At 60.9% G+C, this 24547-nt stretch carries 33 protein-coding genes and 1 pseudogene; 9 read left to right on the top strand and 25 right to left on the bottom strand.

Going from position 1 to position 24547, the window contains the following annotated elements; all coding sequences use genetic code 11:
* Together EFQ99_RS27040 and EFQ99_RS27035 are read left to right on the top strand one after the other, a co-directional pair.
* The coding region (locus tag EFQ99_RS27040; protein WP_164736448.1) for a septal ring lytic transglycosylase RlpA family protein at positions 1-720 on the top strand (720 nt) is incomplete at its 5' end.
* A 127-nt stretch (positions 721-847) separates the two neighbouring features.
* Positions 848-1084 carry a DUF982 domain-containing protein gene (locus EFQ99_RS27035; protein WP_126924277.1) on the top strand — a complete coding sequence of 79 codons (237 nt, stop codon included), beginning with the start codon at positions 848-850 and terminating at the stop codon, positions 1082-1084.
* Between the two features lie 125 nt (positions 1085-1209).
* Here the strand turns inward: EFQ99_RS27035 and EFQ99_RS27030 are convergent, their stop codons facing one another.
* Complete coding sequence (locus EFQ99_RS27030) at positions 1210-1419, bottom strand: hypothetical protein (protein ID WP_126924276.1); 210 nt, start codon at positions 1417-1419, stop codon at positions 1210-1212.
* Between the two features lie 220 nt (positions 1420-1639).
* Between EFQ99_RS27030 and EFQ99_RS35160 the strand changes: the two genes are divergently transcribed.
* Positions 1640-1786 carry a hypothetical protein gene (locus tag EFQ99_RS35160; RefSeq protein WP_164736447.1) on the top strand — a complete coding sequence of 49 codons (147 nt, stop codon included), beginning with the start codon at positions 1640-1642 and terminating at the stop codon, positions 1784-1786.
* A gap of 60 nt (positions 1787-1846) precedes the next feature.
* Here the strand turns inward: EFQ99_RS35160 and EFQ99_RS27025 are convergent, their stop codons facing one another.
* Positions 1847-2398: a hypothetical protein gene (locus tag EFQ99_RS27025; RefSeq protein ID WP_126924275.1), complete on the bottom strand. Its 552-nt coding sequence runs from the start codon at positions 2396-2398 to the stop codon at positions 1847-1849.
* 329 nt (positions 2399-2727) lie between these two features.
* Here EFQ99_RS27025 and EFQ99_RS27020 point away from each other — a divergent pair, with 329 nt between their 5' ends.
* The gene (locus tag EFQ99_RS27020) at positions 2728-3462 is read left to right on the top strand and encodes an SIMPL domain-containing protein (protein ID WP_126924274.1); all 735 of its coding nucleotides are present in this window, start codon (positions 2728-2730) and stop codon (positions 3460-3462) included.
* Between the two features lie 144 nt (positions 3463-3606).
* Here the strand turns inward: EFQ99_RS27020 and EFQ99_RS27015 are convergent, their stop codons facing one another.
* From EFQ99_RS27015 to EFQ99_RS26995, 5 genes are all read right to left on the bottom strand, one after another.
* The gene (locus EFQ99_RS27015; RefSeq protein ID WP_126924273.1) at positions 3607-3975 is read right to left on the bottom strand and encodes a hypothetical protein; all 369 of its coding nucleotides are present in this window, start codon (positions 3973-3975) and stop codon (positions 3607-3609) included.
* A 149-nt stretch (positions 3976-4124) separates the two neighbouring features.
* Entirely contained in the window at positions 4125-4430 is a 306-nt protein-coding gene (locus EFQ99_RS27010) for a hypothetical protein (protein WP_126924272.1), read from the bottom strand.
* Between the two features lie 124 nt (positions 4431-4554).
* Positions 4555-4977 carry a secondary thiamine-phosphate synthase enzyme YjbQ gene (locus tag EFQ99_RS27005; RefSeq protein WP_126924271.1) on the bottom strand — a complete coding sequence of 141 codons (423 nt, stop codon included), beginning with the start codon at positions 4975-4977 and terminating at the stop codon, positions 4555-4557.
* Positions 4978-5046: 69 nt separating this feature from the next.
* Positions 5047-5799, bottom strand: a complete 753-nt coding sequence (locus tag EFQ99_RS27000) for a carbonic anhydrase (RefSeq protein ID WP_126924270.1) — start codon at positions 5797-5799, stop codon at positions 5047-5049.
* A 98-nt stretch (positions 5800-5897) separates the two neighbouring features.
* The gene (locus EFQ99_RS26995; protein WP_126924269.1) at positions 5898-6251 is read right to left on the bottom strand and encodes a DUF1428 domain-containing protein; all 354 of its coding nucleotides are present in this window, start codon (positions 6249-6251) and stop codon (positions 5898-5900) included.
* A gap of 276 nt (positions 6252-6527) precedes the next feature.
* Between EFQ99_RS26995 and EFQ99_RS26990 the strand changes: the two genes are divergently transcribed.
* Positions 6528-7007, top strand: coding sequence for a hypothetical protein (locus EFQ99_RS26990; RefSeq protein ID WP_126924268.1), 480 nt, complete (start codon positions 6528-6530; stop codon positions 7005-7007).
* A gap of 69 nt (positions 7008-7076) precedes the next feature.
* Entirely contained in the window at positions 7077-7427 is a 351-nt protein-coding gene (locus EFQ99_RS26985) for a YidB family protein (RefSeq protein ID WP_126924267.1), read from the top strand.
* Between the two features lie 32 nt (positions 7428-7459).
* Here the strand turns inward: EFQ99_RS26985 and EFQ99_RS26980 are convergent, their stop codons facing one another.
* Positions 7460-8056, bottom strand: coding sequence for a DUF922 domain-containing Zn-dependent protease (locus EFQ99_RS26980; protein ID WP_126924266.1), 597 nt, complete (start codon positions 8054-8056; stop codon positions 7460-7462).
* A gap of 74 nt (positions 8057-8130) precedes the next feature.
* Entirely contained in the window at positions 8131-8592 is a 462-nt protein-coding gene (locus EFQ99_RS26975; protein WP_126924265.1) for an Lrp/AsnC family transcriptional regulator, read from the bottom strand.
* Between the two features lie 154 nt (positions 8593-8746).
* On the opposite strand from EFQ99_RS26975, the gene EFQ99_RS26970 reads away from it, so the two are divergent.
* Positions 8747-9766, top strand: a complete 1020-nt coding sequence (locus EFQ99_RS26970) for a 1-aminocyclopropane-1-carboxylate deaminase (protein WP_126924264.1) — start codon at positions 8747-8749, stop codon at positions 9764-9766.
* A gap of 58 nt (positions 9767-9824) precedes the next feature.
* Here the strand turns inward: EFQ99_RS26970 and EFQ99_RS26965 are convergent, their stop codons facing one another.
* The 16 genes and pseudogenes from EFQ99_RS26965 to EFQ99_RS26895 form a co-directional block, all read right to left on the bottom strand.
* Complete coding sequence (locus EFQ99_RS26965) at positions 9825-11045, bottom strand: MFS transporter (protein WP_126924263.1); 1221 nt, start codon at positions 11043-11045, stop codon at positions 9825-9827.
* Between the two features lie 130 nt (positions 11046-11175).
* Positions 11176-11265: pseudogene (locus EFQ99_RS35670) on the bottom strand (Crp/Fnr family transcriptional regulator); the annotation flags it as partial.
* Between the two features lie 46 nt (positions 11266-11311).
* On the bottom strand, positions 11312-11545 hold the full coding sequence (locus EFQ99_RS26955; protein ID WP_126924284.1) for a DUF6894 family protein: 234 nt from the start codon (positions 11543-11545) through the stop codon (positions 11312-11314).
* Positions 11546-11621: 76 nt separating this feature from the next.
* Positions 11622-12020, bottom strand: coding sequence for a DUF427 domain-containing protein (locus EFQ99_RS26950; RefSeq protein ID WP_126924262.1), 399 nt, complete (start codon positions 12018-12020; stop codon positions 11622-11624).
* Between the two features lie 83 nt (positions 12021-12103).
* The gene (locus EFQ99_RS26945) at positions 12104-12802 is read right to left on the bottom strand and encodes a B3/B4 domain-containing protein (protein ID WP_126924261.1); all 699 of its coding nucleotides are present in this window, start codon (positions 12800-12802) and stop codon (positions 12104-12106) included.
* Between the two features lie 3 nt (positions 12803-12805).
* A complete protein-coding gene (locus EFQ99_RS26940) occupies positions 12806-13705 on the bottom strand; it encodes a DMT family transporter (protein WP_126924260.1) in 900 nt (299 codons plus the stop codon).
* Positions 13706-13789: 84 nt separating this feature from the next.
* Complete coding sequence (locus tag EFQ99_RS26935; protein WP_126924259.1) at positions 13790-14596, bottom strand: helix-turn-helix transcriptional regulator; 807 nt, start codon at positions 14594-14596, stop codon at positions 13790-13792.
* 70 nt (positions 14597-14666) lie between these two features.
* Positions 14667-15452: an APH(3')-II family aminoglycoside O-phosphotransferase gene (locus EFQ99_RS26930; RefSeq protein ID WP_126924258.1), complete on the bottom strand. Its 786-nt coding sequence runs from the start codon at positions 15450-15452 to the stop codon at positions 14667-14669.
* Positions 15449-15610 (bottom strand): hypothetical protein, encoded by a 162-nt coding sequence (locus EFQ99_RS35155; protein WP_003561192.1) that lies wholly within the window; start codon positions 15608-15610, stop codon positions 15449-15451. The genes EFQ99_RS26930 and EFQ99_RS35155 overlap by 4 nt, the downstream gene beginning before the upstream one ends.
* A gap of 105 nt (positions 15611-15715) precedes the next feature.
* On the bottom strand, positions 15716-16840 hold the full coding sequence (locus tag EFQ99_RS26925; RefSeq protein ID WP_126924257.1) for a DUF930 domain-containing protein: 1125 nt from the start codon (positions 16838-16840) through the stop codon (positions 15716-15718).
* 30 nt (positions 16841-16870) lie between these two features.
* Positions 16871-17608, bottom strand: a complete 738-nt coding sequence (locus tag EFQ99_RS26920) for a DUF930 domain-containing protein (protein ID WP_126924256.1) — start codon at positions 17606-17608, stop codon at positions 16871-16873.
* Between the two features lie 178 nt (positions 17609-17786).
* Positions 17787-18080 carry a GYD domain-containing protein gene (locus tag EFQ99_RS26915; RefSeq protein WP_097620329.1) on the bottom strand — a complete coding sequence of 98 codons (294 nt, stop codon included), beginning with the start codon at positions 18078-18080 and terminating at the stop codon, positions 17787-17789.
* Between the two features lie 264 nt (positions 18081-18344).
* Positions 18345-20402, bottom strand: coding sequence for an RNA polymerase sigma factor RpoD (gene rpoD, locus EFQ99_RS26910; protein WP_126924255.1), 2058 nt, complete (start codon positions 20400-20402; stop codon positions 18345-18347).
* A gap of 467 nt (positions 20403-20869) precedes the next feature.
* On the bottom strand, positions 20870-21217 hold the full coding sequence (locus EFQ99_RS26905; RefSeq protein ID WP_126924254.1) for a GFA family protein: 348 nt from the start codon (positions 21215-21217) through the stop codon (positions 20870-20872).
* A 9-nt stretch (positions 21218-21226) separates the two neighbouring features.
* A complete protein-coding gene (gene tdh, locus EFQ99_RS26900) occupies positions 21227-22264 on the bottom strand; it encodes an L-threonine 3-dehydrogenase (RefSeq protein ID WP_126924253.1) in 1038 nt (345 codons plus the stop codon).
* 224 nt (positions 22265-22488) lie between these two features.
* Positions 22489-23676 (bottom strand): glycine C-acetyltransferase, encoded by a 1188-nt coding sequence (locus EFQ99_RS26895; protein ID WP_126924252.1) that lies wholly within the window; start codon positions 23674-23676, stop codon positions 22489-22491.
* Between the two features lie 172 nt (positions 23677-23848).
* Here EFQ99_RS26895 and EFQ99_RS26890 point away from each other — a divergent pair, with 172 nt between their 5' ends.
* Both EFQ99_RS26890 and EFQ99_RS26885 read left to right on the top strand, forming a co-directional pair.
* Positions 23849-24091: a type II toxin-antitoxin system VapB family antitoxin gene (locus EFQ99_RS26890; RefSeq protein WP_126924251.1), complete on the top strand. Its 243-nt coding sequence runs from the start codon at positions 23849-23851 to the stop codon at positions 24089-24091.
* Complete coding sequence (locus EFQ99_RS26885) at positions 24091-24513, top strand: type II toxin-antitoxin system VapC family toxin (RefSeq protein ID WP_126924250.1); 423 nt, start codon at positions 24091-24093, stop codon at positions 24511-24513. The genes EFQ99_RS26890 and EFQ99_RS26885 overlap by 1 nt, the downstream gene beginning before the upstream one ends.
* Positions 24514-24547 lie beyond the last annotated feature (34 nt).

Here is a 24547-nt window from a genome sequence, read left to right as displayed (position 1 = left end):
GCCGCGCATCCCACCCTTCCTTTGCCCAGCTACGTGCGGGTGACCAATCTTGAAAACGGTTCTTCGCTCATCGTGCGTGTTAACGATCGCGGTCCCTACCATAAGGGCCGCATCATCGACGTTTCCAGCAAGGCGGCAGATTTGCTGGACCTGAAGCACCATGGCACGGCCTATGTTCGGGTCCAGTATGTAGGCCGCGCCCGCTCGGACGGACATGATATGCCTTTTCTAATGGCCTCCTACGTCAGGAAAGGTGATCGCCGCCCGGACATCAAACCAGAGCCTCAGATCGCGACCGACGCGATGTTAGCCTCGAACCAGCCGACTGGCGACCATTTGCGGCGTCACGGCCAGTCCCTCTGGTCCACACAGACGAACCTTGCCGGCAATATGCCAAGCGCCTCCTACCAGACAGCGACAATCGCGGCTGCGTTCCAGACATTCGGGCAACTCGTGATGTTACCTGAGATCGGCCCTACTACCTTTGAGCGGACGCCCGAATCCGCTCCATCGATGCCGCAACAAAGATACTGCTTGCGCAAGGATGGTGATGACGGTGAGCGCGACTCCTGCGAGGTTCAGGCTCTCCCTTCGCCGGGTGTCAATCGCAATGTGCGTCTGACGGTGGTTGTCTTCATAAAGCGACGCCGCTCTCGACTAAGAGGTGTAGAGCGCCAGCGGCGAGGTATGATGACCGCCGTCGAGAGACTAGCCAGATAGTTGCCCGAGAGAAGATACCGCGAGGGTCGGGTTGCAGGTCTATTTTATGTGAGGCCCCGCACGCCTCAACCGGAACGAGTCTTGAAGTGATTCGTTGAGTCGCGTGTTCCGTGGGAGGGAATGCGCCATGAGCAAACCGAAGTTCAGACCGGTCACCATCACGATCGGCGGCAAAAAGCGGACACTCCGCACCGTTCTGCAGGCAGGAAATACCCTGATGAACGACTGGCCAGAACAAACGCCGGCGGCAAGAGCCGCCGAGATGCTGGTCCTGGATGCGATCAACGAGGTAGCGTCGCCAGAAGAGGTGCGTCGTGCTTTTATCGCCGCTGCAAAGGTTAGCGATATTGATTGCAGTTCGTAACTCTTGCCCCTGCTGCGGCGGGCCTTCATCGCCGAAAAACATAACGAGCGGGCGGGACAGTTCCCCTCGGCGATTGTTTATCTGTAGCTAGCTACGTCGTCATCGGTTGCGAGCCGAGCGCGGCCCTAATAACTACAAGACCGCCCATCACTCGGCCGGAACCCACCGCCGCAGGCCGGATTGAGCGGCTGACTCTCATAATAATAACCGCCACCATAATAACCGCCACCAATCGACGAAGTCTCATCGAGGCTTCCGGACGAGGTACAGCCCGAAGTGATCGCGGCAAGGCTGATCAGCGTGCTGGTCATGATGAATGCGAAAAATCGGGTCATCTGAGCTTCTCCTTCGCAGGGCATGCTTTAGCCCAAGTGCACAATTTATAGCGCCCGACCGCCTGGGCGACCCCTCTTAACGTCAATGTGATCACCTTGCAGGCTGCTTTTTCAAGCTCATGCGCTGTCACATAACTGTCATGCAAAATTGCCCATTGTTCCGGCAGCCTGCGCAAAATATACGCTGCCGGCTAACAAAAAAAAGAATGAGTGAAATGCCATGAGTGCCATACAGAAACTTTTCAACCGCCGGCTCCTGACCCGTTTCGTCAGCGGTCTCGGCGCTGTTCCTCAGCGTTTTCGCGACGCACGTGAAGAACGCAAGCCCGCCATCCATCCTTCCTTCATGGATGATTTCGGCGCCTAACTGCGCTATGCGTCTGCTGGCCGCCGGGTAGATAAGCGATTCTTATCCGGCCAGCACCCCTCAGTTGACGACGGGTGCAGCCGGTTCGCCCCAGCTGGAAATGGGTTGGCCGGCCTTGGTCGCCACCCTGATATCGTAGAGCGCGAGCGAGGCCTGGAGCTGGCGCATGTCGTTGCAGCGGTTGATGATGCCGCCGATATACTGCACGCAGTCGCTGGCGCTGCCCTGCACCGAGCCCGTCGCCCAATCCTTGACGATCCCGTCGGCGCCCACCAGGAAATAGGAAAGCCGGTTATTCTGCGAAATCGTGGAGCTGCCGACCAGGCCGGCGAAATTCGTGCCGGTCTCGGTCTTGGCGGCCGGCGCCATGTGCCGGTAGATCGTCATGCCGTTCTTCAACGACGTCGCCCCGATCATCGGCCCGAAGGTCGCTTCGGAGCCGGAAAGCTGCGCCATCGGCGACTGGCCGAGATTGGCGATCTCTGTATAGGGTTTGCCGAGCGCATAGCTGGTGTAAGAGCGGTTGGCGGCGTTCTCCGCCTTTTCCGCCACCTGAGAGCACCCCGCCAGACCAATGGCGAGGCCGATCGAAAGAACTGCCATGAAGCGCATGCTGCCCCCTTGCCGGCCACGACGTGTCCGGAAGCCCCGGGCGCCCGCGTTTCAGCGCGGCCGCCGCCTGTTTCTTAACCCGCCTCATTGCTATCAGGTTTGCGGGATTTGGGAAGACGCGGCATTTACGGGGAGAAGGGCATTTTGACTTGTCCTGTGCGGCAGCGCCTGGGATGCAACTCGGCACAGCCTCACCTCGTCTCCGCCCCCCCCGCACGCATCCCGCACATTTTTCTCCCCATACACATCCGCCTGTCTTTTCCGCCGCAATAGCTTCACAATCAACCGACAGAAAGCTCATCCGGGAAACGACAACTAGGGAATGAAACATGGCGCCGATTCTCTCCAAGACTCTTCTGATGACTGCTTTTCTGGCCCTGCCGCTCGGCAGCGCTGCATTCGCGCAGGAGGCAAAGCCGCGCGAGGCGGTGATTTCGGTGACGGGCGATGGCGAATCGGCCGTGGCTCCCGATATGGCCATCGTCAATCTCGCCGTCGTCAAGCAGGCGAAGACCGCCCGCGAAGCGCTCGACGAGAACAACAAGGCGATGAATGAGGTGCTGAAGGCGCTGAAGGACGGCGGCATCGCCGAGCGCGATCTGCAGACCTCCGGCTTTTCGATCCAGCCGCAATATAACTATCGGCAGCCGACCGATGGTCAGCCCGCGCAGCCGCAGCTGATCGGCTACCAGACCATCAATTCCGTGACCGTCAGGCTGCGCGATCTTTCCAAGCTCGGCCAGGTCATCGACCAGTCCGTCACGCTCGGCATCAACCAGGGCGGCGACATCCAGTTCACCAACGACAAGCCGGAGACCGCGCTGGAAGAAGCGCGCAAGAAGGCCGTCGCCGAGGCGGTGAAGAAGGCGAAGACGCTAAGCGAAGCCGCCGGCGTCAAGCTCGGCCGCATTATCGAGATCAACGAGAATGTGCCCCGCCCGCTGCCGCAGCCGGCCTATCGCGCCACGATGATGAAGGAAGCCTCTGACGGCGCCGTTCCCGTCCAGGGCGGCGAGAACAATTACAATGTCAGCGTCACTGTGACCTTCGCGATCGAGCAGTAAGCCCTTGGCCGGGCGGAAGGAGATCGCTTCTTCCGCCCGGCTTTACAAAACCGGTTCACAAAAAGAAACCGCCCTTGCCAATCCGGGGAGACGGGCAAGGGCGGGTTTTAGCCACCGCATCGGGGAGACGAGGCGGCAATCGTTTTAGTAGCGGCGCAGAGCGGGGCAGCCGCGCACATTGCCGAAGCTCATCTCGTCGGGGCCGCGACGTGTCCAGCCCTGTACGATGACGCGGCGCGGGGTGATATCGACGACGCGCGCGCGGCGGAAGCCGTAGTCACGGGCCATATCTTCGGCAAGGCGCGGATCGCAACCGCGCATCGGCCGGCCGTAACCGGGCGGCGGAGGCGGACGGCGATAATCCGGCGGCGGGCGACGGTAATCCGGCGGCGGACCACGGTCCGGCTCACCGATAATGATATTGAACTGGGCGGCAGCAGGCGCCACCGTGCCGGCAAGGGTGCCGGCTGTCAGCATGGCGGCAAGACCCGCCTTTGCCAGAAATTGCATCATCTAAGAACTCTCCTTTAAGGTCGGTGCGGCCAAGCCGCCCTCCCCAGTCTCCGCATCACGCCGCACCATCATGCGGGAATCACCCATACGGATTAGACAAAAGACGGCTGAAAGTGGCGCCGTCAAGGCGAAACGGCGGCGGCGCCGCCTCAGCGCCGGATCAGCGGGCAGCCGCGGACATTGGCGAAGGTCATCCTGTCCCAACCGCGGCGGTCGCGCCCGGCCACGACGACGACACGCGGCGACATGCGGGTGATGCGGACATCGCGCAGGCCGGAATAATGCGCCTTGCGCACCGCCTGCATCGGCGAGCAGCCGCGGATGGGTTGATGATATTGCCCCTCGACGACGAAGTTGGTCTGCGGCCCCGCGGCTGCTGCCGTGGAAATGGTTGCCGGAATGGCGCAGAGGGCGAGCAATGCGGCAAGCGAAGCCTTGGTGAGGAAATGCGTCATGGAGTGTCTCCGTCGATCGGTATGACCTAAGCTCTCCCTTCAGGGATTGTCTCGACAGTAAACGCTGCAAACTGAATGGTGTTCGAACCAGCCATTCACTTCTCATTCAGAAGGATTAGCCCTTTCAAGGGCTGAGATGCAGGACGATTTCGCGCCGGTGCGGCCGGTCGCGATGCTCGAAGAGATAGAGGCCCTGCCAGGCGCCGAGCATCAGGCGCCCCCTGCCGACGGGAATGCCGATCGACACCTGTGTCAGCGCCGACTTGATATGCGCCGGCATATCGTCCGGCCCTTCGTCCCTGTGCACGACCCAGCCCATCGAGAGGTCGGAGGCCGGCGGCACGAGGCGGTGGAAGAAATACAGGAGGTCGGTGCGCACATCAGGATCGGCGTTTTCCTGGATCAGCAGCGAGCAGGATGTGTGGCGCACGAAGACGGTGAGCAGCCCCTCCTCCTGCCCCGACGCGCTGACGAAGGCAGCCGCCTCATCGGTGAATTCGTAAAGGCCCTGTCCGCGCGTGGACAGCGTGAGGATCGTCTGGGGCAAGGCACATTCCCATCGCAAGGATATCCCCCGCGAGTTGGCGCCCAACGGCAGATAAGTCAATCCTTCGCCTCAGAAAGACGACAGGATGAAACGCCGGTTGGCGGCGAGCACCGGCCGGGCGTTCATCGGATAGAGCGACGTGAAGGCGTTTATATCCTTTTCGTCGACCTCGACCGGCTGCTTGAGCACCATCCAGTCGACGATCTCGCTGCAGGGCGGTGTCGTCAGCGATCCCTCATAGGACCAGTAGTTTCGCTCCTTCGGCAGCAGGCCGTTCGGGTCGACATCGTCGACGGCGGCCTCCCCGCCCGCCGCTTTCGGCGAGGCGGCGGCCAGCCGCGAAAACCCGGAATTGGCCGCTCCCGGCGTCACGAACACGCCGAGCACGCCAAGCGTACCGGTCTCCTTGTGCCGGTGGACGAAATGCGCCTCCATCGGGAATTTCCGACCGTCGACATGGTGCTCGCTCGGCGCATGGAAATGATATTGCAGCAGCTCGTAGCTCTTGCCGCCGCGCGAAAGCCCGCAGCCCGCAGGCATGTTGACCTGTATCATGTGGCCGTTGTTGACGATCCGGCCGCCCGGCCTCCAGTCGATTGCAAGCGGCGGAAGCTCCGCCTTGACGGCTCCGGTCAGGTCGAGCGGCGATTGCTGCGAACCGGCCGAACAGGCGGCATTGTCAGGCGCCATTGCCCCCCAGTGATCCGGGCCGGACTGGCCCTCATAGCTCCAATTCCCGCCCTCGGCGGCCAGCGCCGCCCTGGCGCAGGCCGGGCAGGCGCCAAGCACGATCAGGCCCTTGATGAAATTGCGTCGCTGCATGCCCGTTCCCCCCGTTGCCAGGCGTCAGCTGCGGCCTGGCGAAACGCGGGAGACTATACCACAAGCACGAACGGATTGAATGCATCGGGCGGGAACAATCAGAGCTTGAGCAGCGTCTCGAAGCCGCCGTAGATCATCCGTTTGCCGTCGAACGGCATCTGCCATTGGTCGCCCTTGAGTCTGGCATCGTCCATCACTTTGGCATTGATATCGTCGCGCTCCTGCCGGGACCGGTAGGTAATCCACGAAAAGACCACCACCTCGTCCTCCTTGGCCTGCACGGCACGGGGAAAGGAGGTCAATTCGCCATAGGGCACGTCGTCGCCGATGCATTCGACATATTCGAGCGCGCCATATTCCTTCCAGATCGATCCCGCGAAAGTCGAGAACTTCTTATAGGCCTCGATATTCTCCTTCGGAACCGCCACAACGAAACCATCGACATAGGACATCTCACTTCTCCTCCGCGCGTCTGCGCCTCGTGTTGACGGGAGAGATAGGAGCGTGATCGGAGAGGTCCACCCACAGCGGACCATTCGCCCGGTTGGAAGCGGGGTGGCAGCGTATCTATGTTAATATTTCCTGATTTATTCCGTACTTATATAAGTATCGCCTAAAATTTGACAGTATTGCTCCCCGATCTGGAGTGGCCTGACGGTACCCACCCAAACGGCGTGTGCGCCCGCGTTCAGGCGTCGGCATCAACACAGTTCGTGGAGGATGTATTCATGATCAAGCTTGCTTCTATCGGAACAGCCATCGCCCTTGGTATCGGAGCATTCACCTTCGCGTCTCACGCGAATGCCCTGACGATGAAGGAATGCAGCGCCAAATACAAAGCGGCGCAGACGGCCAACAGCCTGAACGGCATGAAATGGAACGATTTCCGCAAGTCGCAATGCGGAACCGACGCAGCGGCAGCACCCACGGCACCTGCTGCGGGCGATGCCAAGGACGAAGAGCCGACAATGGCCAATACGGACAACGCAGCCGAACCGCCGGCCACCACGGCCAAGGCTCCGAAGGGCGTGGTCTTCCCCAGCAAGGTCTCGGCGAAATATGCAAGCGAGTCGCCGGGCAAAGCGAGAATGCATACCTGCCTCGATCAATACAAAGCCAATAAAGCCGACAACAGCCTGGGCGGCCTCACCTGGATCAAGAAGGGTGGCGGCTACTACAGCATCTGCAACAGCAAACTGAAGTCCTGACGTCATCTCACTGGCAATCGTCGGCGTCGCCGGAAGGCGGCGTCGACAACGATCCATAAGGAGGATGCAATGAGTTTGTTTGACAATTTGGGCGGCATGCTGAGCAAGGCGATCAGCAGCCATCCGGGCGGCCTCGGCGGCCTGATGTCTGATGCCTTTTCCCAATTCGGGGGGTTGGACGGCGTGGTGGCGAAGCTCAACGAAGCGGGCCTTGGATCGCAGGTCAATTCCTGGCTCGGACGCGGCGAAAACCAGCCGATCACGCCGGATGAAATCCGGTCCGCGCTATCGAACGAGTATCTCGTCTCGCTGGCGCAGAAGCTTGGCGTGCCCACGGATCAGGTGGCGAATATCCTCGCACAACACCTGCCGGCGGCGGTCGATCAGGCAAGTCCTGATGGGACGCTCCGCAGTTCCTGACGTTCAGCGCGCCATAGCGCGCTTTGGCCCGATCAGGGCCCATTGACCAGCTTGAGAATGAGCTGCTGGATATTGCCGCCGTCGCCCATTTCGACCTTGTCGAAGTCGCGGCCGAGTTGGCGTTGCCTTTGTGAGATCTCACCGAGGCGACGGGTCAGTTCGACCCTGATCTTCTTGCAGTCGGGATCGTCGGCAACGGTGAGGCCGATGCTCATCGCCTCGATCTCCTTGACCATGTCCTTGATGGTCTCCCCATGCACCCGCTCGTGGGTCTGCACGCCCGAGATGAAGGCATCCCAGCTGCTCTTGACGGCGGCCGGCAGCTCAGCCGACGGTTTCGGCAGCGTATAGGTGATGATCAGTTTCGGCCGGTTGGTCGTGATGACGCAGGCATTGCCCTGCGGTTCGTATTTCCGGGTCCATGTCAGCTTGAACGTCGTATGCGCGATCACTCGCCCGTTGCCGACCTCAGGTCCCCGCGCCCCGATCGATTCATAAAGCTCGGCTCCGGTCTTGCCTGAAATCGAATAGGGCCGCACCTCTTCGACCGCCTGCCACTCGGCCATAGCCGCAGCCGGCACCGATGCGAAAACCGCCGCCAGCACAAAAGAGATAAAACCTGTCGTCACGCCGATCCCCGCTGCAAAAGCTTCGCGGGACCCTAATGGCACGAGACACAGCTTTCAACGAGGCAAAGGTGCCATCAGAACGGCAGGCGTGCATTCTCCTTGACCTCCTTCATGACGAAAAATGTGCGGGTCTGCCGGACACCGGGGAGCGCTATCAGCTTTTGCCCATGCAGCTTGTTGAAATCAGCCATGTCGCGGACCCTGATCTTCAGCAGGTAGTCGAAATCGCCGGCGACCAGATTGCAGTCGAGGACATCCTTCAATTCGAGCACGGCACTTTCAAAGGCCGCGAAACTCTCCGGCGTCGAGCGATCGAGCACCACGCCGACCATCACAAGCGCTCCGAGGCCGACCGAGGCAGGCGCGACTTCCGCCCTGACGCCGGTGATGTAACCCTCGTCGAACAGCCGCTGCGTGCGGCGATGACAGGTGGCGGGGCTGACGCTGACGCGCTCCGCAAGCTCGGCATTCGTCAGTCGGCCTTCGGCCTGCAAGGCTCGCAAAATCTTGATGTCGATCCGGTCCAGCGGCTCCATGAAAGAATCTTCCGTATGTTACAAAATTTATTGCGCTTCATTTCAGAAGAATATGGGAAATTTCGCAGAAGTAAAAGAATGCCCCGAAAAATAGAGAGCACCTTTCAGAGGGTTTGTCCTACGATCCGCAACCATGCCATCACGGAGCCCTGCCATGTCTCTTCTCGAAAAATTCGAACGCTACCCCCTCACCTTCGGTCCGACGCCAATCGAACATCTTCCGAGATTGACGCAGGCGCTCGGCGGAAAGGTGCAGATCTACGCCAAGCGCGACGACTGCAATTCGGGTCTCGCCATGGGCGGAAACAAGCTCAGAAAGCTCGAATATATCGTGCCGGATGCGATCGCCTCTGGCGCCGATACACTGGTTTCGATCGGCGGCGTACAGTCCAACCATACCCGCATGGTCGCCGCAACAGCCGCCAAGATCGGCATGAAATGCGTGGTGATCCAGGAGAAATGGGTCCCGCATTACGACGCCGTCTACGATCGTGTCGGCAACATCCTGATGACGCGGCTGATGGGCGCCGACAGCCGCCTTGTCGATGACGGTTTCGACATCGGCATCCGCAAGAGCTGGGAGGATGCCATCCAGTCGGTGAAGGATGCGGGCGGCAAGCCCTATCCGATCCCCGCAGGCGCCTCGGTGCACAAATATGGCGCCCTCGGCTATATCGGTTTTGCCGAAGAGGTCGCGATGCAGGAAGAAGCGCTCGGCTTCAAATTCGATTACATCATCGTCTGCGTCGTCACGGGATCGACACAAGGCGGCATGATCGTCGGCTTCGCGGCGCAGAACCGTGCCGACCGGGTGATCGGCATCGATGCTTCGGGCACGCTCGATCAGACGCGCGCACAGGTCCGTCACATCGTCGACAATACTGCAGAATTGGTCGAGCTCGGTCGCACCATCCGAGACGACGAAATCGTCATCAATCCCGATTACGCCTATCCGGCCTATGGCGTGCCGTCCGAGGAAACCAACGAGGCGATCCGCCTTGCCGCCCGCACCGAAGCCATGATCACGGACCCCGTCTATGAGGGAAAATCCATGCAGGGCATGATAGATCTGACCCGCAAAGGCTTTTTCCCAGAGGGGTCGAAGGTCCTCTACGCCCATCTCGGCGGCGCGCCGGCGCTGAACGGCTACAGCTACTACTACCGCGAGGGATAAGTCCGCAGACGTGCATGTCGTTATCCCGGAACTGCCGCGCAGTTCTGGGCGACATGCATCAGCCCTGCAGCGTCTTCACCCTGGCGAGATCGGGAAAGAGCCGCATCCATAAGAGCACGACGACGATCGTCCCGAGCCCGCCGACGATGCCGGTGGCAACAGGCCCGAGCGCTGCCGCCATCATCCCGGATTCGAACTCGCCGAGCTGGTTGGAAGTGCCGATGAACAGCGAATTCACAGCGCTGACGCGGCCGCGCATCTCGTCCGGCGTCAGAAGCTGCACCAGCGAGCTGCGCACGACGACGCTCACAGTATCCGACGCCCCGACGACAAGCAGTGCCGCGACGGAAAGCGCGATATTGGTGGAAAGCGAAAAGACGATGGTGGCGACGCCGAACACGGCGACGGCGGCAAGCATCTTGCGCCCGACATGGGTCTCGAGCGGCCGGCGGGCAAGCACGATTGACATGGCGAGCGCGCCGATCGCCGGTGCGGCGCGCAGAAGGCCTAGCCCCCAGGGGCCGGCATGCAGGATATCCCTGGCAAACATCGGCAGCAGCGCGGTAGCGCCGCCGAGCAGCACTGCGAAGAGATCGAGCGAGATCGTGCCCAGCATGACCGGCCGGCTGCGGATGAAGGAGACGCCGGCAAAGACGGAGGTGAGCGTCACCGGCTCGCGCTTGGCAGGGCTCCATTGCATGCGGATCGAGATGACGTTGAAGCTCGCGGCGGCAAAGAGCAGCGCTGCCATCGCAAACGGCGCGACAGGGTTCAGGCCGTAGAGCAGGCCGCCGAGCGAGGGGCCGATGATCAGCGCCGTCTGCATCATCGACGTGGAGGTGGCGACCGCCTTCTGCAGCATCGAGGCGGGCACGATGTTCGGCAGCAGTGCCGCCATCGTCGGCCGTTCGAAGGCGACGACGGCGCCGAGCACCGTCACGGCGGCAAGAATGCCGGCCGGCGTCAGCCATTGCTGCCAGGTGGCAACCGCCAGCACCAGAGCCGTCACCGCCTCGATCAACTGGCACGCAAGGCCGATGCGCCGCCGGTCGAACCGGTCGGCGACATGGCCAACGACGAAGGTCAGCACCGCCATCGGCAGGAACTGGCAGAAGCCTACCAGGCCGAGCGCCAAGGCGCTGTGCGTCTGGTCGTAGATCATCCACCCCATAGCGATAGCGACGGATTGGAAGGAGAGCGAGGAAAAGACGCGGGAGGCGGCGAAGTTCAGGTAGCCGGGATGGCGAAGAACGCTCCCCGGGTTCTGGGCTATGTCCATTGGGATTATCACCGGCCGAGGATGCGGGTTGCGGCCTTCATGAGGTTCTAGTCGATGTCGGAACGGTGTTCTGCTCTGACGGCCGGTTTGTCAATTGCAACGAGCCGAGATCACCGGATTGTGCAATCCCCTAACGCGGCACCTTGGAGATGCTGAGATAGGCAGGACCGAACTCGGCGATTTCCTGCAGGCGCCCCCAGTCGACGATGGTGATCGTCCGCCGCCGACAGCACAGGCATTTCGCGAAATAGAATGCCGAACTGTGGCTACCTGCTAATTTCTTCGAGGATCAGTCGGATTTCCGTGACAGGCTTGCGGCTTTCATCGAAAAGTTCCACCGAAAACATGTTGAGAGGCGCCGCCGGCAACCCCTCCGCAGCCATCTCGGCAAGCACGCGCCGCGCCTCCGCCATCGCCGCCTCGACGGACGCAAAATCATGTCCCATCTCGGTCGCCCCGGCGCCGTCGCGATCGAAAAGCCGGAAGTAGAATTTCGGCACAGCATGCTCCATCGATTATGCTGCTAACGGCCCGGTGGGCGACATGTTCCGCCAGATCGGATTTCGGGCCGGATCGTCAGAAGCTGCCGGCCTCCGGCGAAGCCATTTCCTCGATGCCGTCGACGCGGTCGGGATAGAAGGCGAGATGGTCCTTGATGCTGCTGACGGCTGCATTCGGCGCCTCATAGGTCCAGACGGCATTCTCGGAGCGCTCGCCGCCCGGGACGATGCTGTAATAGGAGGCATCGCCCTTGTAGGGGCAATGGCTGCTGTGCTCGGTGCGCCGAAGCAGTGACATGTCCACGTCCCGGCGCGGAATATACTGCACCGGCGGATAGGAGGCCTCACGCAGCGTCAGCGCATTGTGGCTATCGGCAATCCTCTTGCCGCCAACGGTGACAACGACGCGGGAGGGATTGTGCTCGATGGAAATCGGATGGTCCGGCCCCGGAATCTTGATCGACTTGTCCAGCATGGTTCTTCTCCAGAAGATATCGATCCCACTGACATAGGGCGGCCATGCCGCCGGCCCAAGCCTCGAACACCACCTTCCCTCCCTCAGCCCTGGAATTCGAAACGCTGGGAAATCGAGGTGAGCATCGCCGTCTTCGGCGCGACCAGCCAGTGTCGCACGAGCGCATCGGCGACCGTCGCGACCAGCCTGGCGATATCCTCGCCGGCGGAGGTATGCAGGGCCTCGGCGACGATCAGCACCGAGCGCGTTGTCTCCCGCACCGCCGAAAGCCCGCTCTGCCGGTTCGTCCAGCGCCGCGCATGCGCTCTCCCCTCGTTATCGGCAAAGATCACCTCGTCCGGCTCGGGATATTCGATCTCGCCGCCGAAGGTCAGATAGGTTTCATGCCCCGTTGCCCGCCGCACTTCGAGATCGCCCGCAATCTTTTCCGTGTCGAAGACGGCAATCGGAATCGCGAAGGCGAGCGAAATCGCATTGCAGAGATCGACGAGTGGATGCAGACGCGGCAGCACCTGTTCCTGGCGGAAGCGGCGCAGCAGAGCTTCGGATGCAGAGCGATATTGCGTCGGCCTCAGGCCCATGCGGGAAAAGCCGCGTCGCCAGGCCTGGATCTCGGGGAATTCTCCTTCCGGCGCTCGGGCGAGCCTGGCCCCGGCGATCGCGCTGAAGCTTGCGATCGACGCCTCGACGTCTGCCGCCGCGTGGATCCCTTCGGCGTGGAGCGCGCCGGCGCGAAGCTCCGGAAAGGTCTGCCATATGGCATCGGAATGGCTGAACTGCATGGCCTATCTCCCTCCGGCGATCTTCGTTGCGATACGGCTCCCGGCCAAGGCAAGCCCCAGCACCGCCGCCAGCACGCAGGCAATGCCGGCGATCTGGTTAAGCCCGACAGGCTCACCGAGAATGACGGAGGCGAGCATGACGGCGCAAACTGGGGCAAGTGCTGTGAAGAGCGAGGCTTCCGTTCCACTCACCCGCTCCGCGCCCGCATACCAGAGCAGGAAACCGCCGACGGTCGGCACCAGCGCATAGTAGACGACGGCAGCGATGGCGCTTGCGGAAAGGCCATGTGCGAGAGGCGCCTCGAAAATCGCCGGGATGATCGAAACGACCAAGCCGATGCCGGTCATCAGTGTCGATTGGCAAAGCGGCGCAATCTCCGTCTTCAGCCGCTTGTTCAGGAGGATGAACAGTCCCTCGCAGACGACCGCCAGGAAAATCAGCGCATTGCCGAACAGCGACCCGCCGGCCGCATTCGGCGTAAAGGCGATCGAAAGCACCCCGGCCGTCGCAAAGCCTATGGCAACAAGCAAGGCGCGCTGTGGCCGTTCGCGAAGCAGCAGAATGGAAATGACCGCCGACACCACCGGCAGCGTGCCGATGATGACGCCGGCATCCGCCGCCGAGGTCAGGCTGAGGCCGGAAATCAAAAGCGTCGTATAACCGACGCTGCCGGCGCCTGCCTGAATGACGAGGATGAGGCGGTCATTGCGTGAGAGCTTCGGCAGCCGCGCTCCGGTCGCCCGCATCAGCACCAGAAAGACAGGAAAGGCGATGGCGAAGCGCAATGCGGTGGCGCTGAACGGCGGCAGGCCCGATGCGATGAGCTTGCTTGCTATGACCGTACTTCCCACAGTCAGCATGGCCAGCGCCAGATAGAAATACCCTTGAACCTGTCTCGACATTCCGCCTCTCCTGTTGGAAGCGCCGAAGAAACAGCAGAAGGCAGTCAGAGGTCTTGAACGAAATTGCAGGCGCCTTTGCGTTGTTCAGAGAAAACCGCCTGCATAGAGGCTCGGCGACAGGCCGTATTTGCGCACGAAGACGCGCGTCATATGGCTCTGATCGGCAAAGCCGCTAGCAAAGGCTGCTTCCGCAAGCGGCGTACCGGCAGCGATCAGCCGACGTGCCATGTGGATGCGGGCCTGCACGAGATAGGCATGCGGCGTCAGGCCGGTCGCCCTGGCGAAACCGCGCAGTACCTGGAAACGGCTGAGCCCGCTTTCCCTGGAGAGATCGGCGAGCGAGACGGAGGCAAGCGGATCGTCGTCGATCAGATCCCGTGCCGCTCGGATGGATGCCGGCACCGCCGGCCGCTCCTCACTCACCCTACGCTCCCGCATGACATCGACGACGAGTTGCAGCAACAGTTCCTCGCGCAGCAGCCCATCCATTGCCTGATCGTCGGTCACCGCGCGAAACAGCGTTTGAAAGCGGACGGCGATCGCGGCATTGCGGATGACAGGATGCGGGATTTCCGATCGCCCTGCCCCGCCCGCCCTGCACTCTCCGGAAAGACTGGTGACGATAGCGGGATCGAAATAGAGAATGCGCCACGAGCGTCCCTCGCCGATCGGCATCCCGTCATGCACCTCATTCGGATTGACCGTGATGATATCGCCCGCCTCGGCCTCCACCATGCCGCGCCCGCTCAGCGATTTCTGCGCACCGGCAAAGATCAGCCCGATACCGAACTGCTCATGTGTGTGGCGCGCGAAGCTGTGATGCGTTTCCGCCTCCACCGCCTCGACGCCCGCCAGCGCCGAGCGCAGCATCCTGAACTGGTTTTTCTGCATTTTTCGTCCACGGGCCTGATTGCCGGCAAGTCTGCCAGCCGGACGGATCGGACGCAACTACCTCGGCCGCCTAGAAAAACTCGTCGAGCAACCGGTAGTAATCGAGCCTTGCCTGATCCGGCGCCGGCAAGCCATAGCGAATGAGGAAAGGCAGCACCAGCGCCTCGCCGAAATTGTGGGCGATGCTGCGGCAGGCGAGCGCGATATCCTGATAGCGGTCGGCGACACCGAGACGGCTACAATCGATATAGCCGGAGAACCGGCCGTCGGAAGCGATGAAATTCGGCAGGCAGGCATCACCATGTGAAACGACGAGATCCTCGCCACCAGGCCTCAGGCTCTCGAGTTCTGCGAAGAGTTCGGCAGCGCTTTTTCCAAGCCTGGCCGCATCGAAATCCTCCTCATCGACGATCCCCGCCTCCATCCGCGCCTTGGCGACCGGCAGGCGCTTTTCCAGACGATGATCGAAGGGACAGGAGGAGATCGGCAGACGATGGAGGTCGAGAAGTGCTGCCGCCAACAGTTCGACGCGCGCAAGGGGCGTCAGCACCGATGCATTGGCAAGATTGGTCCCCGGCAGCGCGCCAATCAGCAGCCAGTTGCGCTCGCCGTCGCTTTCCCGCGCGATCACATCGGGGCATGGCAGACCGGCGGCCTTGAGCCAGCCGAGCCGCGCCGCTTCATCGGCAAGCTCGCCGAATGGACCTGCCTCCTCGACCTTCAGATAAAGCGCCGGCAGGCCCTCGCCTTCCAGCCGGAAGACGCTTGCCGTCGACCGGCCGATCGCATCCTGCTCCATCCGGTAACCGGACAGGCGTGCCGCAAGCTCAGCAGGCAATCTCTCGGAGATTATCAATGAAACGTTTCGGCGGGCGCAGCTTCGAGAAGGATCTCAAAAGCTTCTTCCAGTGCCGCCACCAGAATATCGGTCAGCTCGTCGCCTTTATTTTCCAGGAACAGGGCGCTGACGGCTTCGTCCTGACGCTCAAGAAAACGCTCAATCTCGTTCGACATATCATTGTCCCCTATTCACCGTATCATCACGGCCATAGGGAAACGATAGGAGCGCTTCCTTGCGCCTGGCTGGTTCCAGGGAAATGCGGCTGCGGATCACGTTAACTACTCGCGAATGCTATAGGTTGAGTATTGGCTGCGAGGGATCAACCCGCCAGCCTCATGGGCAAACGAGACAACTTTCGTGGCATCCTCATCAACTTCACAACGGAAACGAATTTGGTACCAGCCTTTGGCGGTGCGGAAAGCCGCGCTTTTGATATCGAGAACGGTGCCGCGCGATAGTCCGAAAGTAGGCACGACAATCGGCTGAAAGCTGGGCGAATCGTGAATAAGCTGTTGCTGGAGCTCATTGCCGCAAAGCTGGGCGACGCGTTTGCCGCGCGACATACCGTTCATCGCTATTTTCGCCACCGGATCATCGTCGGCTGTCTGCGAAAATAATGTCTTGGCTTTAGGCAGATCGTCCTTTGCAGCATCCGCCTTCGGCGGTTCAGGAGGCTTTTGCGCCGGTGGCTTTACAACCTCGATATCAGTCTTGGCTTCGCCGGTCGCTTCCGCAAGGGGCGCGTTGCGTTCGGAAAAGGCATCGACCGTCGCAACCTCGGGCAGCCGCACGTCATCTGGAACCGGCTTTGCCGGCGGCGTCTCGGCCCGTGGCTTTTCTGCGGAAGCCTCTGCAGGCGCCTGTTCCGGCTTTGCACCGTGCTGCGGCGCTGCCGTTGCAGGCTTTGCATCGCCTTGGGAAGAATTCCCCGCCGCCGATTTTGCAGGCCCGCTATCTTTCTCACCGAACTCGAAGACGGGCGCCAGACTTGGCATAGGCGCGGACTTGGCTTGCGCTGACGACTTATTTTCAGGCGCGCGTGGCGGTGGAGGTGGTGGCGGCGGCGGAAGGGGTTGCTTCTTGGCCTCTTCCGGCGGCTTCGGCACGGGAGGCTTTTCCTCGGGCTTCTTCTCTTCCGGCTTCTTTTCCTCTGGCTTCTTTTCCTCTGGCGGTTGAACGAGTTCCACCTTGACGCTCTCGTCTTCGGGGGGCTTCGGCTCGATCTTCGGCAGCCCGAAAATGAGAAGAGCAACGATCGGAATGTGGGCAACAACGGACGCGACGACACCCCAGCGGATTTCAGGCCGCTGCTTTCTCGTTTCGTGCTGCGTTTCCGCCGGTTCCACGTCTTCTTCTGTCACAGCAGCGATGTGGCCTTTAAAACCGGCAGCATCAAGCCACAAATAGAAAAAACCTCGTGATCGCGGTTTGGCTCATTGATCGGCAGGCCCGTCGTCGGCCACCAGATTGTGCTCCTGCCATTCACTTTCCGGAATGGCACTGCCGACGAGAAAGGCGAAGGATGTGACCTTGCCCGAACCGGTATCGAGCTCGCATTTGAACTGGATGTTGTACCATTTCCGCTTGCTGCGGAAGGCGCCTCCCTTCACTTCCACGCTGCTGCCGCTCACCTTCTCCGCAGCCATCGCATAGGGGGCGACCATATCGGGCACCATGGCCGGGCGTGCGCGGCGCACCTGCTCCAGCGCCTCGAGATCGCAGAGCTGCAGATTGCGCTCGCCGCCGGAGAGCTGCCGCAGCGCCTCGCGGGCGCGCCGGCTGCGCGGATCTGATAACACCGTCTCCGAAAACAGCTGGCCCGCCTCAACGAATGCATCATTCTTCGGCAGAACCGGAGGGACGGAAGCCACTTCGGGCGACGTCACGACCACCGGCGCCTTCTCTTGCGGCGGAGCGATCTCTCGGGCGGGTACACTCACATCCGGCTTTGTCGCAATGCGCGCAGGCGTTGCAACCGGCTGCGCCATTGCCGAAGGTTTGGCCACGTCGGGAACGATATCGACCGTAATGCCGTCGTCCGGCAGCGGTGCCGGCGGCTCAGGTCTCGGAAGCAGCAGGAGCAGCAGCGCAAGCATGACGGCATGCAGCGCGAACGAGGCGAAAGCGCCCCGCTCGATGCCTTCATCGCGATTTTCCCACGCCAGTTCCATCGCTCAGGAAACAGCTGCGGGGCAATCGAAGGCGGCCATGAAACCCAGGAACGCTTTCATCAAGAGCCTGCCGATGCGCCACAAGGAATTAAGGACAGGGCGACAGTGCCAGTCTGACGCGAGTTGCGCAACGTTTATGATCGCCGATAGCGGTCCCTCGTCGCGATCAACGTCGCGATCAACCAAGCGAGCCGATGATCTCTCGATAGGCGGCCTCCGGGAATGCCTTCAGTGTCTGGGTGCGGACATTGCCGCCCATCGCCAGCGAGAGGCCAAACCGCGCCATGACGGCATCGTCAGGCGCTTCGCAGACAGCCACCATGTCGTAGCCGCCCATCGTCAGAAAGAACTGGTTGAAGGAGCCGCCCATGTCGCCGAGCAGTTTCTTCGCCGCATCCAGCCGTTTTGACGAGTCGCGAACGTTGCGCACACCTTGGTCCGTCCAGTTGATCAACACAATGTAAGTGGTCATTTCGCACCTCCCAACGGAGGATTCACCCGACACGGGGATGCGTCGGTCCTCGCTCGCGCATCGCGATCGATTTCTTCCCCCGTGGCCGGACTATAATCTTGTCACCACTGAGCGACAAGAAAGCCGCCGGGATCATTTGGTATTAGGCGTGTCGCCCAAAAGTGTGCGGCAGTTGGAAATAACGGCTTGCACCTGAAACAAAGACAAAAAGCAAAAAGCCGGGCATCAACCCGGCTTTCGCAATCGTAGAGATCTTGTCGCGCCTCAGCTGTCGAGGAACGAGCGCAGCTTTCTGGAGCGGCTCGGATGCTTCAGCTTGCGCAGCGCCTTCGCCTCGATCTGGCGGATACGCTCGCGGGTGACCGAGAACTGCTGGCCGACTTCTTCGAGCGTATGGTCGGTGTTCATGCCGATGCCGAAGCGCATGCGCAAGACACGTTCTTCGCGCGGCGTCAGCGAGGCGAGAACCCGGGTCGTCGTCTCGCGCAGGTTCGCCTGAATGGCGGCGTCGATCGGCAGCAGCGCATTCTTGTCCTCGATGAAATCGCCGAGATGCGAATCCTCTTCGTCGCCCACCGGGGTTTCGAGCGAGATCGGCTCCTTGGCGATCTTCAGGACCTTGCGGACCTTTTCGAGCGGCATGGCGAGCTTTTCGGCCAGTTCTTCCGGCGTCGGCTCGCGACCGATTTCATGCAGCATCTGGCGCGATGTGCGGACGATCTTGTTGATCGTCTCGATCATGTGCACCGGAATGCGGATCGTACGGGCCTGGTCGGCGATCGAGCGGGTGATCGCCTGACGGATCCACCAGGTCGCATAGGTCGAGAACTTGTAGCCGCGGCGGTATTCGAACTTGTCGACCGCCTTCATCAGGCCGATATTGCCTTCCTGAATGAGGTCGAGGAACTGCAGGCCGCGGTTCGTGTACTTCTTGGCGATAGAGATGACGAGGCGAAGGTTCGCTTCGACCATTTCCTTCTTGGCGATGCGGGCTTCGCGCTCGCCCTTCTGCACCATGTGCACGATGCGGCGGAATTCCGAGATCGAAATGCCGGTCTCGGTCGCCAGATTCTGAATCTCCTGGCGGATGTCGCGGATCGTGGTGTTTTCGCCCTTGGCGAATTCCTTCCAGCCGCGCGCGGCCAGATTGCCGATCGACTTCATCCAGTTCGGATCCAGCTCCGCGCCCTGGTACTGCTCCAGGAAACTATCGCGCTTGACGCCATAGGACTCGGCCAGACGCAGCAGGCGGCCTTCGTTGGAAACCAGGCGCTTGTTGATGTCGTAAAGCTGTTCGACCAGGGCGTCGATGCGGTTCTGGTTCAGGGACAGAGACTTGACGGCCTTGATGAGCTCATCCTTGAGCTCCTTGTAGCGGCGCTCCTGGGCGGTCGACAGCGTACCGGATGCCGACAGGCGCTGCTCGACCTGCTGGTCCTGCAGCTTACGCAGCTTCTTGTAGGTCTCGGCGATCGTATCCAGCGTCTCCATCACCTGCGGACGAAGCTCGGCTTCCATCGCCGCCAGCGAAAGGTTGGATTCGTCCTCGTCCTCTTCCTCCTCCTCGGGAGGCATGCTCTCGCCGCCGACATCGGTGATGTCGTCGTCGCCGGAGCGGGCGCGCCGGGTCTTTTCCTTTTCCTCGGCCGCCTTGCGGTCGGCCTCGATCTTCTCAGGGCTCTGGAACTGCGGCGCAGCCTTGGCTTCAGGACCGGAATAGGTCGTTTCGAGATCGATGATCTCGCGCAGCAGCGTCGTGCCTTCGTTGAGTTCGTCGCGCCAGATGATCAGTGCCTGGAAGGTCAGCGGGCTCTCGCAGAGGCCCGCGATCATCGTTTCGCGGCCGGCCTCGATGCGCTTGGCGATCGCGATTTCGCCCTCGCGGGAGAGAAGCTCCACCGAACCCATCTCGCGCAGGTACATGCGAACGGGATCGTCGGTACGGTCGGTCGGTTCTTTCTTCTTGGCAGTCGCAAGCGCGGTGCCGCTCGAAGGTGCGAGTTCGCCGCCTTCGCTTTCCTCGTCACCGCCAGCGTCATCGTCATCGCCGCCGCCAGAAGCACCGGCTTCCTCGGCTTCTTCGTCTTCGATGACGTTGATGCCCATGTCCGAAAGCATCGACATCGTGTCTTCGATCTGCTCGGACGTCACTTCCTCTGACGGCAGGACGGCGTTGAGCTCGTCCATCGTCACATAGCCGCGCTTCTTGGCGGCCTTGATCATCTTCTTGACTGCGTCATCAGAAAGATCGAGAAGAGGGCCGTCGCTTGCGCCGTCGCGTTCGACTTCCGCGTCTTCGTTCTCTTTGACCTTGGTTGCCATTTATATCGTCGCCTTCCTGACGCTATCCAATCTCGCTACGGTGAATGGGCCGTCTCAGGGGCCTGACGCATCGCCCGCGCCGCCCCAGAATCACCTTTGCCCACCTAACGGGATGACATTTAAAGCCTGATTAACCACGATAGCCGGCACCGGACAGCAAAGCTTTCTTGCTTTAGGACTTCCGGCCATGGTTGCGCGATCCGCCTTGACCCAGTTCACCATCTCAACAAGTCGAACGGTGATTCCCGCATTTTTTCTTCTCGTCAAGCTTTTCCAGAAAAAAAGCTCACGAAAAATCGGAAAAAGCCTTATCCACAGGCTTTGAACCGCGGCTGCGATTGCGAACCTTATTTAAGATGCGGCGAACAAAAGACAAGGGCAGCCAGGATTTTGGCCGCCGTCCCAGTTGTTTCGGCCGTTTTGCAGTTGTGCCGGCCGTTTATTCGCCTCTCTCCGGCGAATATTGGCTAAAGCGCCGCGCCGTCATAGGACTTCACCGTCAGCGCGCCGAGATCGATCGCGGGAATGCAGCGCAGATTGATCGCAGCCATCGCCGCGCCGTTCGGGGCAACGCCCTCGCCGAACGGCGCGATGCCGCAATTGGCGCAGAAATGATGCCGGATGACATGTCTGTTGAAAGTATAGGTCGAGATATTCTCTTCCGGCGTTTTCACGACCAGCTTCTCGCGCGGCGCGAAGGCGAGAAGCCCGCCCCGCCGGCGGCAGAGCGAACAGTTGCAGTCGAGCGCCTCGGTGAATTCGCCCTCGACCTCGAAAGCCACGTTGCCGCAGTGGCAGCTTCCTTCATAGAGCATGTCGTCCCCTCACATCCAATCCATGACCACTTTGCCGGAGTTGCCCGACCGCATCGCCTCGAAACCATCGCGGAATTCGTCGATCTTGATGCGGTGGGTAATGATGGGCGAAAGATCGAGGCCGCCCTGGACGAAGGCGATCATCTTGTACCAGGTCTCGAACATCTCGCGGCCATAGATGCCCTTGAGATTGAGCATCTTGAAGATCACCTTGTTCCAGTCGATCTCGAAACCGGCGGGCGCGATGCCGAGGATGGCGATCTTGCCGCCATTGTTCATCTTGTCGATCATGTCGCGGAAGGCGGGTGCGGCGCCCGACATTTCGAGCCCGACGTCGAACCCTTCGGTCATGCCGATTGCCTTCATCACGTCGGCAAGGTTTTCCTTGGAGGCATCGACGACATGATCGATGCCAAGCCTGCGCGCGAGATCCAGCCGGTGCGGATTGATATCGGTGATGACGACCTTGCGGGCGCCCGAACGCTTGGCGACGAGCGCTCCCATGATGCCGATCGGCCCGGCGCCGGTGACGAGCACATCCTCGCCGACGAGATCGAAGGAGAGTGCTGTGTGCACCGCATTGCCGAAAGGATCGAAGATCGCCGCGATCTCGTCCGAAATATCGTCCGGGATCGGCACGACATTGCTTTCGGGAATGCAGACGAACTCGCCGAAGGAACCTGGCCGGTTGACGCCGACGCCGAGCGTGTTGCGGCAAAGATGCCCCCTGCCCGCCCGGCAGTTGCGGCACTTGCCGCAGACGATATGCCCTTCGCCGGAGACCCGCTCGCCGACATGGTACTTGGTGACCGCCGAACCGATCTCGGCGATCTCGCCTGAGAATTCATGGCCGACCACCATCGGCACCGGAATAGTCTTCTGCGCCCATTGGTCCCAGTTCCAGATATGAACGTCGGTGCCGCAGATCGCCGATTTCTTCACCCGGATCAGCACGTCGTTCGGCCCCACCTCCGGCACCGGCACGTTCTCCATCCAGAGCCCGACTTCCGCCTTCGACTTGACCAGCGCCTTCATCATATTCGACATCGACAATATCCGCCCTTGTTCTCGTGCCGACTTTGCGACTCCCTCTTCTCCCCACCGGGGAGAATGTGCCCGTAGGGCGGATGAGGGGGCCGCGCGGCACGCCATCTAAACCCGAATGTGTTCCTCGCTCGTCGCTCGAAACCTCGCTTCGCTCGCCCCCTAATCTGTCCTGTCGGACATCTTCTCCCCGCTGGGGAGAAGAGGAAATGCGCCGACGCCCATTCTCAAATCACACCCAATTCCCGCCCGGCTTCCGCAAAGGCGGCGATTGCCCGCTCCACATCAGCCCGCGAATGCGCCGCCGACATCTGTGTGCGGATGCGGGCCTGGCCCTTCGGCACGACGGGGAAGGAGAAGCCGATCACGTAGATCCCCTTCTTGAGCATCAGGCTCGCCATGTCTTGCGCCAGCTTGGCGTCGCCAAGCATGACGGGAATGATCGGATGGCCCTCGCCGGCAAGCGTGAAGCCGAGCTTGGTCATCTCGGCGCGGAAGAGATCGGCATTGTCGGAAAGACGCTGCCGCAAAGCATCACCGTTTTCGATGAGGTCGAACACTTTAAGCGAGGCGGCAGCAATCACAGGCGCCAGCGTGTTCGAAAACAGATAGGGCCGCGAGCGCTGCCGCAGCCATTCGACGGTCTCTGATTTGGCCGAGGTATAACCGCCGGAAGCACCACCGAGCGCCTTCCCCAGCGTGCCGGTGATGATGTCGATCCGGCCCTCGACGCCGCAATGTTCCGGCGAGCCGCGGCCGTTCTTGCCGACGAAACCCACCGCATGGCTGTCGTCGACCATGACCATCGCGCCATATTTTTCGGCGAGATCGCAGACGCCGCCGAGATTGGCGATGATGCCGTCCATCGAGAAGACGCCATCGGTGGCGATCAGCTTGAAGCGGCTGCCCTCGGCCTTTTTCAGCTCTTCTTCGAGTGCCGCCATGTCATTGTTGGCGTAGCGGAAACGCTTGGCCTTCGAAAGCCGGACGCCGTCGATGATCGAGGCGTGATTCAGCGCATCCGAGATGATCGCGTCCTCTTCCGACAGCAGCGTTTCGAAGAGGCCGCCATTGGCATCGAAGCAGGAGGAATAGAGGATCGTATCTTCCATGCCGAGGAAGGAGGAGATCCGCGCTTCGAGCTGCTTGTGCTCCTCCTGCGTGCCGCAGATGAAGCGCACCGAAGCCATGCCGTAGCCGTAGCGGTCGAGCGCGTTCTTGCCGGCCTCGGCCAGTTCCTCGTTGTCGGCAAGGCCGAGATAGTTGTTGGCGCAGAAATTCAGCACCCGCTCGCCGGAAACAACGGCGATTTCGCCGGCCTGCTTCGAGGTGATGACCCGCTCGGATTTGTAAAGGCCGGCATCCCTAAGAGAGGCAAGCTCAGACTGCAGGTGGGAAAGAAATGCTTTTGTCATTGTAAACGCCCTTATCCCCAAAACGTGCTCCGATGGGCGCTGCAATTAGCACAAAGCAAGTGCAGATGTCGCCAATCTGGTACGAAATATTTTCACAAGGAAAGGTCCGCAGCGAGAGAAATTGAAATGAATATTCAAAAATGATATCTGTATATACAGAAGGAATATCACCATGGCGCTTTATATCAGAGACCCTGAAGTAGACGAGCTTGCGAGTGAGCTGCAGCGCCTGACCAAGGCTGCGACAAAAACCGATGCCGTGCGAACGGCGCTCCATCATGAGCTTACGCGCGCGCGGCAAAGCCGGCCGCTGCATGAACGCCTCGCGCGCGCAAAAACGCTGGCGGATGCGATGGGAGCAAACGACCCGTCATTCGACATGAAAAAATTCAGCGACGAAATGTGGGATACCTGATGTTTATCGACGCATCAGCGATCGTCGCCATTCTTGCGCGAGAGCCCGGCCATGAAGAACTTGAGAAGACTCTGGCGGCATCGGACGATCCCATTATGCACATCTCGCCCCTTGTCCGCTTCGAGGCTATCCAGGCGCTCGCGCGGCAGAAGACGCCGACAGGCAGGAAAACGACACCCGAACTTCTGAGGGCATCAGCCGAGGCGGTCGATGCATTCGCCGAAGATCTCAATCTCGAAGAGATTTCGATCTCGCATGAGATCGGCGAAGATGCACTGTCTGCAAGCATGAGCTATGGAAAAGTCATTGGTCATCGGGCAGACCTGAATTTCGGCGATTGCTTTGCCTATGCTTGCGCCAAAGCGCTGAAAACGCGCCTTCTCTACAAAGGCAACGATTTCCTCCACACAGACCTCGCCTGACCAAGTGCTCCGGGATCGGGACCATCGCCAATCC

Source organism: Rhizobium vallis (genome assembly GCF_003985155.1).
Taxonomy (GTDB): Bacteria; Pseudomonadota; Alphaproteobacteria; order Rhizobiales; family Rhizobiaceae; genus Rhizobium; species Rhizobium vallis.
This window is presented reverse-complemented; position numbering and strand designations above follow the sequence as displayed.

Coding starts and splice junctions, on each gene's coding strand:
- EFQ99_RS27035 (WP_126924277.1), top strand. CDS start 848: ATGAGCAAACCGAAGTTCAGACCGGTCACCATCACGATCGGCGGCAAA.
- EFQ99_RS27030 (WP_126924276.1), bottom strand. CDS start 1,419: ATGACCCGATTTTTCGCATTCATCATGACCAGCACGCTGATCAGCCTT.
- EFQ99_RS35160 (WP_164736447.1), top strand. CDS start 1,640: ATGAGTGCCATACAGAAACTTTTCAACCGCCGGCTCCTGACCCGTTTC.
- EFQ99_RS27025 (WP_126924275.1), bottom strand. CDS start 2,398: ATGCGCTTCATGGCAGTTCTTTCGATCGGCCTCGCCATTGGTCTGGCG.
- EFQ99_RS27020 (WP_126924274.1), top strand. CDS start 2,728: ATGGCGCCGATTCTCTCCAAGACTCTTCTGATGACTGCTTTTCTGGCC.
- EFQ99_RS27015 (WP_126924273.1), bottom strand. CDS start 3,975: ATGATGCAATTTCTGGCAAAGGCGGGTCTTGCCGCCATGCTGACAGCC.
- EFQ99_RS27010 (WP_126924272.1), bottom strand. CDS start 4,430: ATGACGCATTTCCTCACCAAGGCTTCGCTTGCCGCATTGCTCGCCCTC.
- EFQ99_RS27000 (WP_126924270.1), bottom strand. CDS start 5,799: ATGCAGCGACGCAATTTCATCAAGGGCCTGATCGTGCTTGGCGCCTGC.
- EFQ99_RS26995 (WP_126924269.1), bottom strand. CDS start 6,251: ATGTCCTATGTCGATGGTTTCGTTGTGGCGGTTCCGAAGGAGAATATC.
- EFQ99_RS26990 (WP_126924268.1), top strand. CDS start 6,528: ATGATCAAGCTTGCTTCTATCGGAACAGCCATCGCCCTTGGTATCGGA.
- EFQ99_RS26985 (WP_126924267.1), top strand. CDS start 7,077: ATGAGTTTGTTTGACAATTTGGGCGGCATGCTGAGCAAGGCGATCAGC.
- EFQ99_RS26975 (WP_126924265.1), bottom strand. CDS start 8,592: ATGGAGCCGCTGGACCGGATCGACATCAAGATTTTGCGAGCCTTGCAG.
- EFQ99_RS26970 (WP_126924264.1), top strand. CDS start 8,747: ATGTCTCTTCTCGAAAAATTCGAACGCTACCCCCTCACCTTCGGTCCG.
- EFQ99_RS26965 (WP_126924263.1), bottom strand. CDS start 11,045: ATGGACATAGCCCAGAACCCGGGGAGCGTTCTTCGCCATCCCGGCTAC.
- EFQ99_RS26950 (WP_126924262.1), bottom strand. CDS start 12,020: ATGCTGGACAAGTCGATCAAGATTCCGGGGCCGGACCATCCGATTTCC.
- EFQ99_RS26945 (WP_126924261.1), bottom strand. CDS start 12,802: ATGCAGTTCAGCCATTCCGATGCCATATGGCAGACCTTTCCGGAGCTT.
- EFQ99_RS26940 (WP_126924260.1), bottom strand. CDS start 13,705: ATGTCGAGACAGGTTCAAGGGTATTTCTATCTGGCGCTGGCCATGCTG.
- EFQ99_RS26935 (WP_126924259.1), bottom strand. CDS start 14,596: ATGCAGAAAAACCAGTTCAGGATGCTGCGCTCGGCGCTGGCGGGCGTC.
- EFQ99_RS35155 (WP_003561192.1), bottom strand. CDS start 15,610: ATGTCGAACGAGATTGAGCGTTTTCTTGAGCGTCAGGACGAAGCCGTC.
- EFQ99_RS26920 (WP_126924256.1), bottom strand. CDS start 17,608: ATGGAACTGGCGTGGGAAAATCGCGATGAAGGCATCGAGCGGGGCGCT.
- EFQ99_RS26915 (WP_097620329.1), bottom strand. CDS start 18,080: ATGACCACTTACATTGTGTTGATCAACTGGACGGACCAAGGTGTGCGC.
- rpoD (WP_126924255.1), bottom strand. CDS start 20,402: ATGGCAACCAAGGTCAAAGAGAACGAAGACGCGGAAGTCGAACGCGAC.
- EFQ99_RS26905 (WP_126924254.1), bottom strand. CDS start 21,217: ATGCTCTATGAAGGAAGCTGCCACTGCGGCAACGTGGCTTTCGAGGTC.
- tdh (WP_126924253.1), bottom strand. CDS start 22,264: ATGTCGAATATGATGAAGGCGCTGGTCAAGTCGAAGGCGGAAGTCGGG.
- EFQ99_RS26895 (WP_126924252.1), bottom strand. CDS start 23,676: ATGACAAAAGCATTTCTTTCCCACCTGCAGTCTGAGCTTGCCTCTCTT.
- EFQ99_RS26890 (WP_126924251.1), top strand. CDS start 23,849: ATGGCGCTTTATATCAGAGACCCTGAAGTAGACGAGCTTGCGAGTGAG.
- EFQ99_RS26885 (WP_126924250.1), top strand. CDS start 24,091: ATGTTTATCGACGCATCAGCGATCGTCGCCATTCTTGCGCGAGAGCCC.